This window comes from Streptomyces sp. NPDC059897 (genome assembly GCF_042730865.1).
Taxonomy (GTDB): domain Bacteria; phylum Actinomycetota; class Actinomycetes; order Streptomycetales; family Streptomycetaceae; genus Streptomyces.
Window position 1 is genome coordinate 29,788 of the sequence record NZ_JBHWKQ010000013.1, and the last position, 16,302, is coordinate 46,089.

Here is a 16,302-nt window from a genome sequence, read left to right on the forward strand (position 1 = left end):
CCCTCGCTCAAGCGGAACTTCGAGGAGCTCGCGGCGCTCGGTGAGCCGCCCGCCCCGGCGCCCGCGCCCACGCCTGCGCCGGTGGAGGAGCAGACCTCCGAGGAGAGGGCCCGCGCGTGGGTCGACGCCCACCGGGTGCACGTCGACATCGACACGGACAGCGCCCGTGCGAGGACGGCCGATGCCGCCCCGGCGGACACCGGCTTCCCGCTCGCGGCGCCGGACACGGAGGAGACCAACGCGGCGCCGGACACCGAGAAGGCCGACACGGTGCGGGACACCGAGGAGACCGACGCGGCGCCCACCGGCGAGGCAGCAGCGGGGCCGACCGCACCCACCAGCGACACCGCAGCCGAGCCGACCGCACCCACCGACGAGCCCCCGGGCGAGCCGACCGCGTCCGCCGCCGATTCGGCACCCTCCGCGGATCCCCGGGCCCCCCTCCCCGAACCGGTCACCGACGCCGCGCCCGCCCCCGGCCTCGCAACCCCACAACTGGCTCAGGCCCCCGCTGACACCCCCACCCCCGGCACCGCGCCCAACGCTCAGGCGGCCTGGGCTCCCCCGCCCCCGCCGGCGGGCGGAGTCCCTCCGTTGCCGCCGTCGTTCCAGCCGGCCGCGCCGCCCGCCGCCCCGCAGTGGGCCGACCCCGCACCCGGCCAACCGCCCCTGGCCGCCCCGTACGCCGCGGCCCCGCCACAGCCCCAAGGCGCGTACGGCTTCCCCCAGTCACCCGCCCCACCGGCGCCACCGGCGCCACCGGCCGAAGCCCACCCCCAGGCGCCACAGGGTCAATACGGCCCGCCCCAGGACGAGCCCAGCCACGGCCACCCGCAGCCCTCCCCCACCGCGCCCTCACCACAGCCCGGCCACAGCTCCGCCCAACCGATGCCCCAGCCACTGCCCCAACCCGGCTACGGCTTCCCCCAACCACCGGCCCACGCCACACCGCCGGCCCACGGCCAACCACCGGCCACGCCGACACCACAACCCGGATACGGCTTCCCGCAGCCCCCGTCCCAACCCACACCACCGGCCCACGGCCAACCCCCCGCCGCCCCCGCGCCCCCGGCCGGCTACGGCTTCCCGCAACCACCCGCCACGCCCACACCACAACCCGGTTACGGCTTCCCCCAGCCCCCAGCCGCACCCGCACCCGCCCCACACCCCGGCTACAGCTCCCCCCACCCCGCTCAGCCCCAACCACAGCCACAGTTGCAGCCACCCTCCCAACCACAGCCGCACCCGCAGCCGCAGCCGCACCCCCACCCGCACCCGCCATACGCCCAAGACACCACCGCCCCCCTCGGCTACACCGCAGCCGTCGAGTTGTCGGCCGATCGGCTGGTCAACAGCAAGCGGCAGAAGCAGCGCAGCAAGGCGCCCGGCGCGGGTGGCGGGCGGTTCAAGTTCGGGGGCAAGAAGGAGGAGACGGAGCGGCAGCGGAAGCTGGAGTTGATCCGCACCCCGGTCTCGTCCTGCTACCGGATCGCCGTGATCAGCCTCAAGGGCGGCGTAGGCAAGACGACCACCACGACGGCCCTCGGCTCGACCCTTGCCAGCGAGCGTCAGGACAAGATCCTGGCCATCGACGCCAACCCGGACGCCGGCACGCTCGGCCGCCGGGTCCGCCGCGAAACCGGCGCCACCATCCGCGACCTGGTGCAGAACATCCCGCACCTGCACAGTTACGCGGACATCCGGCAGTACACCTCGCAGACCCCCTCCGGCCTGGAGATCATCGCCAACGACGTGGAGCCCGAGGTCTCCTCGACGTTCGACGACGAGGACTACCGGCGCGCGATCGACGTGCTCGGCAGGCACTACCCGGTCGTCCTCACCGACTCCGGCACCGGCCTGCTCTACTCCGCGATGCGCGGAGTCCTCGACCTGGCCGACCAGTTGATCATCATCTCGACGCCGTCCGTCGACGGTGCGTCCAGCGCCAGCACCACCCTCGACTGGCTGTCCGCGCACGGGTACTCGGAGCTCGTCGCCCGCTCCCTCACCGTCATCTCCGGTGTCCGCGACACCGGCAAGATGATCAAGGTGGACGACATCGTCGGCCACTTCCGGACCCGCTGCCGCGGTGTGATCGTCATCCCCTTCGACGAGCACCTCGCGGCGGGCGCCGAGGTCGACCTCGACATGATGCGCCCCAAGGTGCGGGAGGCGTACTTCGACCTCTCCGCGATGGTCGCCGAGGGCTTCCCCCGCACCCATCAACACCAGCCTCAGCCCCACCAGCCCCACCACCAGTACCAACACCACCAGCAGCCCCACCAGCAGCAGCCGCCCCCGCAAGCACCGCCGCAGCCGCCGCACCCCGGATGGCAGCCCCCACCGCCGCCACCCCCACACCAGTAACTCCCCCCACGCACATACCCACCAGGGGCCCACATCCGTCGAACACGGATGCGGGCCCCTGGCATTTCCTGCACCCATCCGGGTGCCATCCCCTGGCCTGCAAAGCATCAGAGGTCTCGACCAATGTGCGTGAAATGCAGGTCAACTCGTTATTTCCGCAGGCCACATGGGGTTCACCCACCGTTGACGTTCCTCAACTGCCGCTGATAAACCAACACTTCAGTCGACCTGAATTCTCAGATCCAGCCCAGCTGTGCGAGCGATGCGCGAGGTCACCGCCGATGGACACACCAGCTCAGCAAGACATGGACCACAGAACGGCCCGCCCCCCGCGGCGCGGAGTGCGGATACTCCTCGCGGCCGGCGCCGCGGCGTTCACCCTGACGGCAGGCCTCGCCACGCCGCTGAACCCGGCGCCGCAGCAGGCCGAGGCGAAGGCGAGCGGCAACGCCGCGGCCAAGGCCGACGGCGGCAAGAACAAGACGCTCACCGTGGCCGTCGCGCAGAGCGTCGACTCGCTGAGCCCGTTCCTGGCGACGCGCCTGGTCAGTACAAGCATCCACCGGCTGATGTACGAGTACCTGACCAATTACGACCCGAAGGACAACCACGTCGTCCCGGGCTTCGCCACCGAGTGGAAGCCGTCGGCCGACAAGCTGACGTGGACGTACACCATCCGCTCCGACTCGAAGTGGTCCGACGGCCGGCAGGCCACCGCCCACGACGCCGCCTTCACCTTCAACAAGATGATGACGGACGACGGCGCGGCGACCGCCAACGGCTCGTTCGTCGGCAACTTCAAGAAGGTCACGGCGCCCAGTGACACCAAGCTCGTCGTCGAGCTGAAGAAGCCGCAGGCGACCATGACGTCCCTCGACATCCCGATCGTGCCCGAGCACGTCTGGAAGGACGTCAAGGACTACTCGAAGTTCAACAACGACAAGGACTTCCCGATCGTCGGGAACGGTCCGTACGTCGTCACCGGGTACAAGACCGACCAGTACGTGAAGCTGAAGCGCAATCCGGACTTCTGGCGGAAGACGAAGACGCCGCAGTTCGACAACATCGTCTTCAAGACGTACAAGGACCAGGACGCCGCGGTCGCCGCCCTGCGCAAGGGCGAGGTCTCCTTCGTGGCCGGCTCCCCCGCCCTGACGCCCGCTCAGGCGGCTTCACTCAAGGGCGAGAAGGACATCAAGGTCAACGAGGGTCCGGGCCGCCGCTTCTACGCGATCGCCGTGAACCCCGGCTGGAAGACCAAGAGCGGCAAGAAGTTCGGCGACGGCAACCCGGCGCTGCTCGACAAGGACTTCCGCCAGGCACTCTTCCGGTCCGTCGACACCAAGACCATCGTCGACAAGGTCTTCCAGGGCCACGCCGTGCGCGGCCAGGGCTACATCCCGCCGCGCTTCAAGGACTACTACTGGCAGCCATCGGGCGATCAGCAGCTGAGCTACGACCCGAAGGCCGCGGCCAAGATGATGGACGACGCGGGCTACAAGATGAAGGACGGCAAACGCGTCGGCAAGGACGGCAAGCCGATCAACCTGCGGATGCTGTGCCACGCCACCGACCCCAACGACAAGGCGGTCGGCAAGTACCTCAAGGAGTGGTGGGGCGAGGTCGGCGTCGGCCTCAAGCTCAACTGCGTCGACGACGTCTCCGTGCCCTGGTACGCGGGCGAGTACGACCTCGCCTTCGACGGCTGGTCGGTGAACCCGGACCCGGACTTCGTCCTCGGCATCCACACCTGCGCCGCCCTGCCGAGCAAGCCGAAGGAGGTCGCGCAGACCGACAACGGCATCTGCGACAAGACCTTCGACAAGCTCTACAACCAGCAGCTCGCCGAGTACGACCCGGACAAGCGCGCGGACACCGTGAAGAAGATGGAGTCCTGGCTCTACGACTCCGGCTACATGAACGTCATGGCGTACCCGAACGCGGTCGAGGCCTACCGCACCGACCAGATCAAGTCCATTCAGACGATGCCCACCGCCGCCGGCAACATCTACGGCCAGGACGGGTATTGGAGCTGGTGGTCGGCCGAGCCCGCGTCGGCGTCCGACAGCGAGGACAGCGGTTCGTCCAGTTCCACCGGGATCGTGATCGGCATCGTGGTCGCGGCGCTCGTCGTCATCGGCGGCGGAGTGCTCTTCGCGCGGCGGCGCCGCACGACGGCGGACGAGCGCGAGTAGGCGACGCACAGCTACGCGAGTAAGAAGACATGTGAACCATGACAGCTGACAGCACTCCGGCGCTCGTGCAGCCCGCGGACGGCACGGACGGCGACCCGGCTTCGGCCGGGGCGCCGCCGGCCGCCCGCGGCCCCCGGGCCCGCAACACCAAGGCGTACGTCCAATACGCGCTCATGAAGATCGGCGGCGCGATCGTCTCGCTCTTCGCCGTCCTCGTCACGAGCTTCTTCCTGTTCCGCCTCATCCCGTCCGACCCGGTCAAGCAGATGACCGGCGGCCGCAAGGTCTCCACCGAGCAGCTGGAGAACCTGCGCCACCAGTACGGCCTCGACCAGCCGATGTGGAAGCAGTTCACGTCGTACATCGGGGACGCGCTCTCCGGTGACTTCGGGATCTCGTTCCAGTTCCACGCCCCGGTCATGGACAAGATCCTCGACGCGCTCCCCGCGACGCTGCTGCTCACGGGCACGGCGTACGTCCTGTACTCGGCACTCGGCATCTGGCTGGGCACGCGCACGGCGTGGCGCAACGGATCGCGCAGCGACCGCTTCAACACGGCGTTCGCGCTGACCCTGTACTCGATCCCGGCGTTCTGGCTGGGGCTGCTCCTCATCATCGTGTTCGCGGTCGGCATCGGGCCGATCCCCGGCATGTTCCCGACCGGCGGGCTCGAATCGGGCGGCGAGACCGGGTTCGCGTACATCCTCGATGTCGCGCACCATCTGATCCTGCCGGTGATCACCCTGGTCGCGGTCGGCTACGCGCAGACGCTCCTCGTCATGCGCTCCTCGCTGCTCGACGAGATGGGCAGCGACTATCTGACGACCGCCCGCGCCAAGGGGCTCCGCGACGACCTGGTGCGCCGCAAGCACGCGGTGCCGAACGCGATGCTGCCGACGTTCACGCTGATGTTCGTGAACCTGGGGCATGTGGTCGCCGGTCAGATCCTCGTGGAGACCGTCTTCTCGTGGCCCGGTCTCGGCGGGCTCTTCTACCAGGCGCTCTCCGTGCCCGATCTGCCGCTCGTCCAGGGCCTGTTCTTCGTCTTCGCCACCGCGGTGATCCTCGCGAACACCCTCGCCGACATCCTCTATCCGCTGCTCGACCCGAGGGTGGGCCGATGACGACGACCGAAACCGCGCCTTCGAAGGAGCCGAAAGCCCCGAAGGCGCCCAGCGCGCGCTCCCTCGCGCGCGCCCGCAAGCGCCAGTCCCTGACCCGCTTCTGGCGGTCCTACCGGGCGCACCGCAGTGGCCTGTGGGGCCTCGGTCTGCTGATCCTGATCGCCCTGATCGCGATCCTCGCGCCGGTCCTCGTCGGCTCGGACGCGCAGAGCGTGACCGACGCGCCCGGCGGCCCCATGGAGGGGCCGAGCGGCGAATTCCCGCTGGGCACCGACCAGTTCGGCCGCAGTGTGCTCGCCCTGCTGGTGTACGGGGCGCGCATCTCGCTCACCGTGGGCCTGCTCGCGGCGTTCCTGTGCGTGGCCATCGGCACCGTCATCGGCATCGTCGCGGGCCACTTCCGCGGCTGGTACTCGACGGTCCTGATGCGCGTCACGGACTGGTTCCTCGTGATGCCGACGCTGGTGCTCGCCATCGCCCTCGCGACCGTCATGGACCGCTCGATGTGGACCGTGATCATCGCGATCGGCGTGACGACCTGGCCGACGACCGCGCGCCTCGTCCGTGCCCAGACCCTGTCGGTCGAGGCGCGCCCGTACATCGAGCGGGCGCGGGCGCTCGGTGGCAGCCACGGTCACGTCATGACGCGGCACGTGCTGCCGAACGTGATGCCGCTGGTCCTCGCCCAGACCACGATGATCATCTCCTCGGCGATCCTGACCGAGGCGACCCTCGCGTTCCTCGGCCTGTCCGATCCGACCGTCACCTCCTGGGGCGGCATGCTCCAGGACGCGCGCGAGGCGGGCGCGGTCAGCGCGGGCGACTGGTGGTACCTGGCCCCGCCCGGCATCGCCATCGCCGTCGTCGCGCTCTCCTTCACGCTGTGCGGCCGCGCGGTCGAGTCCGTCCTGAACCCGAAGCTGGGGGCCCGCTCATGACGCTTCTCGAGGTACGGGACCTCACCGTGACGTACGCCGGCGGGGCCGAGGCCGTCCGCGGCGTGAACCTGACCCTGGAGGCGGGCCAGAAGCTCGGCATCGCGGGCGAGTCCGGCTGCGGAAAGTCCACGCTCGCGCTCGCGCTCCTGCGCCTGCTCCCCAAGGATGCCGAGGTCACCGGCGAGATCCTGCTGAACGGCGAGGACGTCCTCGCCATGAAGTGGGGCCGGGTGCGGGCCGTGCGCTGGGCGGGCGCCTCGATCGTCTTCCAGGGCGCGATGCACTCGCTCAACGCGGTGCACCGCATCGGCGACCAGATCGCCGAGCCGATCCTGCTGCACAAGAAGGCGACGCAGGAGGGCGCTAAGAAGAAGGTCGGCGAGCTCCTCGAACACGTGGGGCTCCCCGCCGCCCGCGCGAACGCCTACCCGCACGAGCTCTCCGGCGGCCAGCGCCAGCGCGTGATGATCGCGATGGCGCTCGCCTGCGAGCCGGACCTGATCATCGCCGACGAGCCGACGACGGCCCTCGACGTGATGATCCAGGCCCAGATCCTGCGCCTGATCGAGCAGTTGGTGACCGAGGAGAACCTCGGCCTCGTCATGATCAGCCACGACCTCGCGGTCCTCTCCGACACCTGCGACCGGCTCGCCGTGATGTACGCGGGCCGCGTCGTCGAGGAGGGCCCCGCCCTCCAGGTCTACGAGGACGCGGTGCACCCCTACGCGAAGGCGCTGTCGGCGGCGTTCCCGACGATCGGCGACCCGGCGTCCCGGTTCGCGCCGCGCGGGCTGCCCGGCGACCCGCCGGACCCGTCGGCGCTGCCGTCGGGCTGTACGTTCCATCCGCGCTGCCCGGTGGCGCTCGACGTGTGCGCGGGCGAGGACCAGGTGCTGCGGATCGCGGGGCCCGAGCGGCGGGCGGCGTGTGTGCACGTGGGTTCAAGTGACGCCCTGGGCGCGGAAGTCGAAGCAAGGAGCACCACGGCATGACGGAAACGCTTCAGAAGCCGGACGGCTCTGTGCAGACCCTTCTCAGCGCCGACAAGCTGCACGTGACGTTCCCCGGCCGGCGCGGCGCCGCCGAGGCGCGGGCCGTGGACGGCGTCGACCTGGACATCGCGCCGGGCGAGATCGTGGCGCTGGTCGGCGAGTCCGGCTGCGGAAAGACGAGCCTGGCGCGCACCCTGCTGGGCCTGGAGAAGCCGACGTCGGGCCGGGTCACGTTCGCGGGCAGGCCGCTGGACTACGCCTCGAAGGCGCTCAAGGCGTACCGCAAGCGCGTCCAGTTGGTCCTCCAGGACCCGAGCGGCTCGCTCAACCCCCGGCACACGGTGTACGACGCGGTGGCCGAGGGGCTGCGCATCCACGGGTACGCGGGCGACGAGCGCGAGGCGGTCACGAACGCCCTGTCCCGCGCGGGACTTCGCCCACCCGAGCGCTTCTTCCTGCGCTATCCGCACGAGCTGTCGGGCGGCCAGCGCCAGCGCGTCGTCATCGCGGGCGCGCTGGTCCTCGACCCCGAGCTGATCGTCGCGGACGAGCCGGTGGCGTCCCTCGACGCGTCCGTACGGGGAGAGATCCTCGCCCTGCTGCTGCGCCTGCGCGAGGAGCTCGGCCTGTCCGCGCTCGTGGTCACGCACGACCTCGGCCTCGCGTGGAACATCGCGGACCGGGTGGCGGTGATGTACCTGGGCCGCATCGTGGAGACGGGCCGGGTGGAGGACGTCCTGACCGCGCCCCAACACCCGTACACGCAGGCCCTGTTGTCGGTGCTCCCGGAGGCGCCGGGCGAACCGGTGGTCCTGACCGGCGAGCCCCCGGACCCGTCCCGCATCCCGGGCGGCTGCCGCTTCCACGCGCGCTGCCAGGTCCTGGCGGACGGCCGGGCGGACGAGGCCGGGGTCACCGAAGCGTGCCGGACGGTGGACCTGCCGGTCCTTACGGGCGCGGCCACGTCACAGGTGGCGTGCCACTGGGCGGCGGCGAGGGCCGCGGCCGACTAGTACGTCGCGGGAACGGTGAAGGCCCGGCTCCCCCCGGAGCCGGGCCTTCACCGCTGTCTCCCGGAGACGGCTCAGCTGTACATGCCGGGCACGTAGTCGCCGGCAGGCTGCTGGGTCATCACGTTGAACCGGTTGAACGTGTTGATCATCGCGATGCAGCCGACGAGCGCGCCGAGCTGCGCCTCGTCGTAGTGCTTGGCGGCCTTCTCCCACACCTCGTCCGAGACCCCGGCGCTGTCGGCGATGCGGGTGCCCGCCTCGGTCAGCTCCAGGGCGGCCTTCTCGGCCTCGTCGAAGACCTTGGCCTCGCGCCAGGCGGCGACCAGGGCGAGCCGGACCGCCGTCTCACCGGCCTCGGCGGCGTCCTTGACGTGCATGTCCAGACAGCCCGAGCAGCCGTTGATCTGGCTGGCCCGGATCATGACCAGGTTGAGCGTCGGCGCCGGCACACCGGAACCCTCGGCGGCCTTGGCCGCCGCGATGACGTGCTTGAGCATCTTGCCGAGGGTCGGGTTGGTGAAGAGGTTGAGTCGCGGTTCCATGAGGGGCTCCTTCGCACTCCGTCATAAGTGGTGACACCACTACGACGGAGCGTCCCGCCCCGATGTGACACACCCCGAAGTGACCTGCGTCACTCCGGTGCGGATCGCGGCCCTCAGGCCTTGGACGCCTCGATCAGCTCGCGCGAGCGCTTCACGTCGTCCGCGATCGCGGCGACCAGCTCGTCGAGCGACTCGAACTTCGCCATGCCGCGCACGAACGCCACGAACTCCACGGCCACGTGCAGCCCGTACAGGTCGAGCCCCACACGGTCGATGGCGTAGGCCTCGACGGTGCGCTCGGTGCCGTCGAACTGCGGGTTCGTGCCGACGGAGATCGCCGCGGGCATCGCCTCGTCGTCCACGTACAGCCACCCGGCGTAGACGCCGTCGGCCGGGACCGCGGTGTGCGGGAGCGTCTCGACGTTGGCGGTCGGGAAGCCCAGCTCGCGGCCGCGCTGCGCGCCGCGCACGACGACGCCCTCGACACGGTGCGGCCGGCCGAGGATCTCGGCGGCGCCCAGCACATCGCCCTCGGCGACGAGCCGCCGCGTCAGCGTGGAGGAGAACGGCTGACCGCCCCCGGCGGAACCACTGACGTACAAATCCACGACCTCGACTTCAAAGTCGTACGTCTGACCCTGCTCGGCCAGGAAGTCGACATTGCCCGCGGCCTTGTGGCCGAAGCGGAAGTTGGGGCCCTCGACGACCACGCGCGCGTGCAGCTTGTCGACGAGCACCTTCGCCACGAAGTCGGCGGGCGACAGCTTCGAGAACTCGGTGGTGAACGGGAGGATCAGCACGGCGTCCACGCCGAGCTCGGCCATCAGTTCGGCACGCCGGTGGTGCGGGGCGAGCAGCGGCGGGTGCGAACCCGGGCGCACGACCTCGCTGGGGTGCGGGTCGAAGGTGACCACGACGGCCGGGACGCCCAGCTCGCGCGCCCGCTCCACGGCCCGCCCGATGATCAACTGGTGCCCGCGATGCACCCCGTCGTAGGAGCCGATGGTGACGACGCTGCGCCCCCAGTCCTGGGGGATGTCCTCCAAGCCACGCCAGCGCTGCACGGTGATTGCCCCTCGCAAACCTGTGTCCGACCGTTTGGAACCTTGCGTCTCTCTACCGAATACGCAGGTCTAAGAGTGCCATGCCGCCCGCCCGCGCTTCGCATCGGGCGGGCCCGCGACGCTACGCGGGCACCCGCGCCCCGGCCAGGTCCTCGATCATGCGCCGGGAGCTCGGTCCGACGAGCGTCGCCCACTCGCGGGGCGCCCCCGCGAGCCACCCCGCCACCTGGTCCGCGAACCCCGGCACGGACCGCGCGAGCTCCACGAGCAGCCGGTCGAAGCGGGACGCACCCTCCGGCGTACGCACAAGGAGCATGCCCGTGCGGTGCACCAGGTCCCGCGTCCTGGCCTGCCCGCGCCGCGCCGCGTCGCGCGCTGCGGCGCACAGCAGCGCGTCGAGCACGACGGGGTCCCGCTCCTCCTCCAGCAGTACGTCGAGCAGCTCGGCCCGCAGCGCGCGCGACGCGGTCGTGCCGGGCGCGGCGAGCACGCGCGCCAGGGCGCTGCGCACGACGGAGGGCCGCTCCGACACCAGGCCGACGACCAGCGGGTACATCACGGCCCGTGCGCCGTCCCCGTGTTCGAGACACCGGTCGACGAACGCCGCCACCTGCCCGGCCGCGGCGTCCGGCCAGTCCTCGGCGAGCTCCCGCACGAGCGCGGCGGCGCGCCGGGCGTGCGCGGGTTCGGTCAGCCCGGCGAGGGTCCGCAGGATCTCGCCGAGGCCCGGGCCCGGCTCCCGCAGCCGCGCCTGCAGCGCCGCGAACACGGGTTCCGGGTGGGTGGGGACGGCCGGGGCGAGCGCGTCGGCGGGCAACCGCGCGTCGCCCGCCACGAACCGATCCAGCGCCCGCGCCAGATACACCGGCCGCGTCTCCGGATCCCGTACGAGGAGGGCGAGCGCGGCGCCGTGCAGCTCCCGCTCGCCGGGCCGCTCGAGGAGCGCGAACGCGGCGTACCGCAGCAGTTCCCGGTCGGCCGGGGCCTCGGCCCGCGGCGCGACCCGCATGCCGTACGCGGCGGCTGCGACGTGCCGGTCGGGCCGCTCGTCGTGGGCCCACCGGTCGACGGCACGGCACAGCGCGGAGGGCTCCTCGTCGGCGAGCGTCGCGAGCAGCTCGTCGGCGCGCGGGTGGGCGGAGTCGACGAGGGCCTCGATCAGGCCGTCGAGGTCGCGGTGCCGGTGGGTGTGGAGCAGCGCCTGAGCGACGTCGGCGACGGTGGCGTCGGGCAGGGCGGGCAGCGCGCGCTCGTCGTCGAACCACCGTGTCAGCCGCCGCTGTACGCGCCGCGGTTCGGCGGCGAGGGCCTCCGCGACGGCGTCCAGGCACCGGCCCCCGGCCTCGCCCGCGTCGTGCACCACGGCGCGCCGCAGCAGCTCGAACCGGGTGTCGTCGTCCACGGAGATCCGCATCCAGAACTCACCACCGAAACGGCCGCCCGCGGCGAGCGCTTCCAACACCCCGCGATACGCCCCGGCGTCCGACGCACCTTCCAACACCCCACGCACCAGCGCGGCCCCCCACCAGGCCGCTTCGACGTCACCTTCCCCCCACGCGTCGGCTTCCCCCGCCGATCTCCCACCCGCCCGCCCCCTCCGGGGGCTACGGCCCTCCGGAATCGCACACCCGGCCTCGGCCGCCCCACCCCCAACCCCGACTCCCCACCCACTGCGCTCACCCGCCCCCGCCTCGGCCACCCCACCACCGACCCCGGCTCCCCACCCATCACGCTCAGCCGCCCCCGCCTTGGGCAATCTGCCGCCACCCCCAGTTCCCCACCCATCACGCTCGCTGGCCCCCGCCTTGGGCACCCCACCACCGACCCCGGCTCCCCACCCATCGCGCTCAGCCGCCCCGGCTTCGAACACCCCACCACCAACCTCGGCTCCCCACCCATCACGCTCACCCTCCCCCGCCTCGAACACCCCACCACCAACCCCGGCTCCCCACCCCCTGCGTTCAGCCGCCCCCGCCTTGGGCAATCTGCCGCCTTGGGCGGCAGGGTGGGCAAGGCGGCCCCCGGTGCCGCCCGCGCCCTCGTCGGGCGTCGGCCCTGTCGCGGCCAGATGCTCCCCGGCGCCGCCGACACCCGCGCCGGGCGTCGCCCCCGGCGCGGCCAGCCGCTCCCCGGCGCCACCGGCACCCGCGTCAGGCCCCGCCCCCGGCAGCGCCCACGGCAGCAACGCCCGCAACCGTGCCTCCAGTTCGGCGCAGCCCACCCGTTCCAGGAAGAGGAGCGCCCGCACCACCGGCCCCGCCCGATGCCGAGGCACCGGAAACCCGGCCCCCCGCCGCCGGAACACCAACGCGTCCAACGCCCCGTCGACATCCAGATGCATCCCCTGGATCCAGTCCGCGACCTCCTCGTGCGCGAACCGGTACCCGCTCCCCGCCGGCACCAGCACCCCCTCCGTGAGGACCGCCGACGCCCACCCGGTCACCCCGCCCCGCGCCCCCCACGGAAACAGCTCCTCGAACGACTCCCGGTCCAACTCCCCCTGGCCCGGCCCCAGACTGCGCCGCGCGGCCTCGTGCACCTGCCCGGCCACCCGCGCCGCGAGCCTGCGCACCCCGCTCCCCCGCACCCCCGCCCCGGCGGCCAACCGCACGGCCACGCGCAGGCACATCAGGTCCAGATACGCCCCGAAGATCCCGTCCCGGTCGGGGCACCCGGCCACGCCCCCGGGCAGCGCCGCCCGCACCTCGCTCAGCAGCCGCAACGACAGCGGATGCCCGGCCTCCCGCTCCGCGAGCGCCCCCTCCGGCACGCCGAGCCGCTCCCGCGCCCGCCGCGCCGCCTCCCCTTCGAGGTCCCCGATCCGTACACCCGGCGGCAGCGCCCCCGCCGCCCGCCCGTACAGCACGTCCGCGCCGAACAGCGCGCCCGCCTGCTCCCAGTACTCACCACGGCACGCCACCACGAGCCGCACCCCGCACGCCGCGAGCCACCGCTCGGTCCCCCGCGACCAGGCTCCAAGGCGGTGCGCGAGCACAGGCGGCATCTCCTCCGGCCCGTCGAGCAGCAGGACGAGCGGGCGCCCCGCCTCCCGGGCGACCTCGGCGATCCGCTCGGCCGAGACGTCTCCCAGACCTCCCGCCTCCGCCCCCTCCCGCGACGCCGCCACGATCCGCCCCGCCCGCGCGAGCGCACGCCCCACCGCCTGTGCCACCGACGCGTCGTCCTCACCGAGGTCCGCGCCCCGCAGCCACACCGTGGGCGCGGCGCCGTCGCCCTCGGCCCGCCGCGCGGCGAACGCGGCGAGTTCCGTGGTCCGCCCGCTGCCCGGCTCCCCGACGAGCGCCAGCACCCGCGCCTCGCCGCCCGCACCCGCGGCGAAGGAGGCCAACTCCCGCACCAGGTCCGGCCGTTCGACCGGCTCCGGCCCGTCCGCCCCCGGCCCGTCGCTGCCCACCGAGACCCCGGCGAGCTCCAGCACGCCACCGAGATTCAGCTCGTCCCCGTACGCCGGCACGGCCGCCGCGTTGCGCGCGAGCAGTTCGGCCAGTGGCCCCCGCCCGCCCGTGCCCGCGATCGCCGCCCGCAGCGGCACCGCGAACCCGGCCGCCCGGTGCCCGGCCCGCAGCGCGGTACCGAGCACCGCGACCACCGCCCCCGTACGCGCGTCGAGCACCGGGCCGCCCGCGGCGCCGCCGCCGACGCGCAGCGCGTCCGCCCCGTCCGTGCCGACGGCCAGCTCCAGGGCGCCGTCCAACAGATGCCTGCGGCCATCGGCCACGTACGAGACCGGCGAGCGCCTCAGGACGCGCGCCTCGCGCCAGCCGCCCGCGGGAATCCGCACGTACGCCCCGGCCGCCGGCGGGTCCGAGGCCGCCACCGGGAGCGGCGGCGCGCCGAGCCCCCGCGTGCGCAGCAGCGCCAGGTTCGCCTCGGGAAGTTCGACGACCGACCCGGGTTCCACCACACAGGTCTCGCCGCCCGGCCCGTGCACCAACAGGCGCTCGAGCCCGCTCACCACCTCGTGGCCCGTGACGACCGTCCCGCGGTCGTCCGCCGCGAAGCCCGCACCGCGCGGCCGCCCGGCCAGATCACTGATCCGTACCAGCGGCGGGTCCATCATGACGCGACCCTCCCGCCGTCCTCCGCCACGCCCCGTGCCTCGACGGTAGGCGCGCAATGATCAGCAGGACAGCGTCAGAGGCGAACGCGCCCCCTTGCGCTCCCCCTGTTCACTCCGAGCGCCCGCCCGAAGGGGTGAAGTGAACGGGCGTGCTGGATACACCCTTGAGAGGGGGACGTGGAGCGGCGGCCACCCAGAGACCGGAACCCGCCGCTCCACCGAAATCGCTCATGGCGCGAGCTCAGCCGAACACGGCCAGGCTCTTCGCCTTCCCCTTCTGCTCCTCGACCAGAGCGAGGAACTGCCCACCGGGCCCGAACACGGCGACGGGACCCGCGCCCGCGTACTCCTCGGGCACCTCCAGGCGCACGCCGTTGAGCAGCAGCTTCCCGCGCCGCCCGTCGACGTCCCAGCGGGGGAACGCGGCGGCGGCCGCCTCGGCCACCGGCATCACGGTCAGCGTCTCCTGGAGCTGGTCCAGGGTGCGCGCCGAGTCGAGCTTGTACGGGCCGACGCGGGTGCGCCGCAGCGCCGTCAGATGCCCGCCGACGCCGAGCCCGGCGCCCAGGTCACGGGCGAGCGCCCTGATGTACGTACCGGAGGAGCAGACGACGGAGACGACCAGGTCCAGGACCGGCGTGCCGTCCTCGGCGACCGCGTCCCTGACGTCGTACACGGCGAAGGACGAGACCTTGACCGGGCGCGCCGGGATCTCGAACTCCTCGCCCTCGCGGGCCCGCTTGTAGCTGCGGACACCGTTGATCTTGATGGCGCTGACCTTCGACGGCACCTGCATGATGTCGCCGCTCAGCTTGGCGATCTCCGCGTCGATGGCCTCGCGCTTGACCCCGGACGCGTCGGTGGACGAGGTGAGCTCGCCCTCCGCGTCGTCCGTGAGCGTGTTCTGCCCGAGCCTGATCGTGCCCAGGTACTCCTTCTCGGTCAGCGCGAGGTGGCCGAGGAGCTTGGTCGCGCGCTCGACGCCGAGCACGAGCACACCCGTCGCCATCGGGTCGAGGGTGCCCGCGTGGCCGACCTTGCGGGTCTTGGCGATCCCGCGCATCTTGGCCACGACGTCGTGCGAAGTGAAGCCCGACGGCTTGTCGACGATGACAAGGCCGTCGGGCGGAGGGGTGCGGTCGGACATGCTCAGGCTTCGCCGTCCTTCCGAGAGGCGTCCTCGGCGTCCGTGTCGGCGTCCTCGGGCTTCCGGTACGGGTCCGCGCCGCCGGCGAAGTCGGCGCCCGCGGACGCCTCCCGCACCTGCTCGTCGGACTGCCGCGCCCGGTCGAGGAGGTCCTCGATGGTGCGGGCGTTCTCCGGCAGGGCGTCCGCGACGAAGGCCAGCGTCGGCGTGAACTTCACGCCGGCCGCCTGACCGACCGCCGAGCGCAGGATGCCCTTGGCGCTCTCCAGACCGGCGGCCGCCTCGGCCCGCTCCTCGTCGCTCCCGTACACCGTGTAGAAGACGGTCGCTTCCCGGAGGTCACCCGTCACACGGGTGTCGGTGATGGTGATGTGGGAGCCGAGCCGCGGGTCCTTGATCCCACGCTGCAGCTTCTGGGCCACCACCTCTCGAATGAGGTCCGCCAGCCTCTTGGCGCGCGCGTTGTCGGCCACTGGTCCGTCTCCTTTTAAGTGCTTACTTGCTTGTTGCTTCAGTCTGCGTCAGTCGTCGTCGCCGTGGAGCCTGCGGCGGACCGAGAGCAGTTCCACCTCGGGCCGCCCGGCGACGAGCCGCTCGCAGCGGTCCAGTACGTCGGTCAGGTGGCCGGTGTCCCCGGAGACCACCGCGAGCCCGATCTCGGCCCTGCGGTGGAGGTTCTGGTTGCCCGTCTCCGCGACGCTCACCGCGTACTTGCGGTGCAGTTCGGCCACGATCGGACGGACGAGGGAGCGCTTCTCCTTCAGCGAGTGGACGTCGCCGAGGAGCAGGTCGAAGGACAGAGTCCCCACATACATGTGTGTCCGGATGTCCCGCCGGTC

Annotated in this window: 12 protein-coding genes; 6 read left to right on the forward strand and 6 right to left on the reverse strand. The window is 72.4% G+C overall.

All coding sequences use genetic code 11. The features are described 5' to 3' along the window. The first annotated feature begins 81 nt into the window (after positions 1-81). The 6 genes from ACFV9W_RS16675 (at position 82) to ACFV9W_RS16700 (ending at position 8,629) form a co-directional block, all read left to right on the forward strand. The gene (locus ACFV9W_RS16675; RefSeq protein ID WP_385761361.1) at positions 82-2,367 is read left to right on the forward strand and encodes an AAA family ATPase; all 2,286 of its coding nucleotides are present in this window, start codon (positions 82-84) and stop codon (positions 2,365-2,367) included. Positions 2,368-2,672: 305 nt separating this feature from the next. Continuing rightward, entirely contained in the window at positions 2,673-4,562 is a 1,890-nt protein-coding gene (locus tag ACFV9W_RS16680) for an ABC transporter substrate-binding protein (RefSeq protein ID WP_385760975.1), read from the forward strand. Between the two features lie 38 nt (positions 4,563-4,600). Continuing rightward, positions 4,601-5,686, forward strand: a complete 1,086-nt coding sequence (locus ACFV9W_RS16685; protein WP_385760977.1) for an ABC transporter permease — start codon at positions 4,601-4,603, stop codon at positions 5,684-5,686. Continuing rightward, complete coding sequence (locus tag ACFV9W_RS16690) at positions 5,683-6,624, forward strand: ABC transporter permease (protein WP_385760980.1); 942 nt, start codon at positions 5,683-5,685, stop codon at positions 6,622-6,624. The genes ACFV9W_RS16685 and ACFV9W_RS16690 overlap by 4 nt, the downstream gene beginning before the upstream one ends. After that, on the forward strand, positions 6,621-7,616 hold the full coding sequence (locus tag ACFV9W_RS16695) for an ABC transporter ATP-binding protein (RefSeq protein WP_385760982.1): 996 nt from the start codon (positions 6,621-6,623) through the stop codon (positions 7,614-7,616). Before ACFV9W_RS16690 ends, ACFV9W_RS16695 begins: the two co-directional genes overlap by 4 nt. Further along, positions 7,613-8,629 (forward strand): ABC transporter ATP-binding protein, encoded by a 1,017-nt coding sequence (locus ACFV9W_RS16700; protein WP_385760985.1) that lies wholly within the window; start codon positions 7,613-7,615, stop codon positions 8,627-8,629. The genes ACFV9W_RS16695 and ACFV9W_RS16700 overlap by 4 nt, the downstream gene beginning before the upstream one ends. A gap of 71 nt (positions 8,630-8,700) precedes the next feature. Here ACFV9W_RS16700 and ACFV9W_RS16705 read toward each other — a convergent pair whose 3' ends face one another. The 6 genes from ACFV9W_RS16705 to ACFV9W_RS16730 form a co-directional block, all read right to left on the reverse strand. Beyond that, on the reverse strand, positions 8,701-9,171 hold the full coding sequence (locus tag ACFV9W_RS16705; RefSeq protein ID WP_385760987.1) for a carboxymuconolactone decarboxylase family protein: 471 nt from the start codon (positions 9,169-9,171) through the stop codon (positions 8,701-8,703). 113 nt (positions 9,172-9,284) lie between these two features. Beyond that, entirely contained in the window at positions 9,285-10,235 is a 951-nt protein-coding gene (locus tag ACFV9W_RS16710; RefSeq protein ID WP_385760989.1) for a bifunctional riboflavin kinase/FAD synthetase, read from the reverse strand. 121 nt (positions 10,236-10,356) lie between these two features. Next, positions 10,357-14,316, reverse strand: a complete 3,960-nt coding sequence (locus ACFV9W_RS16715) for a serine protease (protein ID WP_385760992.1) — start codon at positions 14,314-14,316, stop codon at positions 10,357-10,359. A gap of 241 nt (positions 14,317-14,557) precedes the next feature. Next, positions 14,558-15,463 (reverse strand): tRNA pseudouridine(55) synthase TruB, encoded by a 906-nt coding sequence (gene truB / locus ACFV9W_RS16720; protein WP_385760995.1) that lies wholly within the window; start codon positions 15,461-15,463, stop codon positions 14,558-14,560. Positions 15,464-15,465: 2 nt separating this feature from the next. Beyond that, positions 15,466-15,936, reverse strand: a complete 471-nt coding sequence (gene rbfA, locus ACFV9W_RS16725) for a 30S ribosome-binding factor RbfA (RefSeq protein WP_385760998.1) — start codon at positions 15,934-15,936, stop codon at positions 15,466-15,468. A gap of 48 nt (positions 15,937-15,984) precedes the next feature. Beyond that, the gene (locus ACFV9W_RS16730) at positions 15,985-16,278 is read right to left on the reverse strand and encodes a DUF503 domain-containing protein (protein ID WP_385761001.1); all 294 of its coding nucleotides are present in this window, start codon (positions 16,276-16,278) and stop codon (positions 15,985-15,987) included. Positions 16,279-16,302 lie beyond the last annotated feature (24 nt).

Bases quoted from the DNA above. Each gene is read 5' to 3' on its own strand.
- ACFV9W_RS16680 (WP_385760975.1), top strand. From the start codon at position 2,673: ATGGACCACAGAACGGCCCGCCCCCCGCGGCGCGGAGTGCGGATACTC.
- ACFV9W_RS16685 (WP_385760977.1), top strand. From the start codon at position 4,601: ATGACAGCTGACAGCACTCCGGCGCTCGTGCAGCCCGCGGACGGCACG.
- ACFV9W_RS16690 (WP_385760980.1), top strand. From the start codon at position 5,683: ATGACGACGACCGAAACCGCGCCTTCGAAGGAGCCGAAAGCCCCGAAG.
- ACFV9W_RS16695 (WP_385760982.1), top strand. From the start codon at position 6,621: ATGACGCTTCTCGAGGTACGGGACCTCACCGTGACGTACGCCGGCGGG.
- ACFV9W_RS16700 (WP_385760985.1), top strand. From the start codon at position 7,613: ATGACGGAAACGCTTCAGAAGCCGGACGGCTCTGTGCAGACCCTTCTC.
- ACFV9W_RS16705 (WP_385760987.1), bottom strand. From the start codon at position 9,171: ATGGAACCGCGACTCAACCTCTTCACCAACCCGACCCTCGGCAAGATG.
- ACFV9W_RS16715 (WP_385760992.1), bottom strand. From the start codon at position 14,316: ATGATGGACCCGCCGCTGGTACGGATCAGTGATCTGGCCGGGCGGCCG.
- truB (WP_385760995.1), bottom strand. From the start codon at position 15,463: ATGTCCGACCGCACCCCTCCGCCCGACGGCCTTGTCATCGTCGACAAG.
- ACFV9W_RS16730 (WP_385761001.1), bottom strand. From the start codon at position 16,278: ATGTATGTGGGGACTCTGTCCTTCGACCTGCTCCTCGGCGACGTCCAC.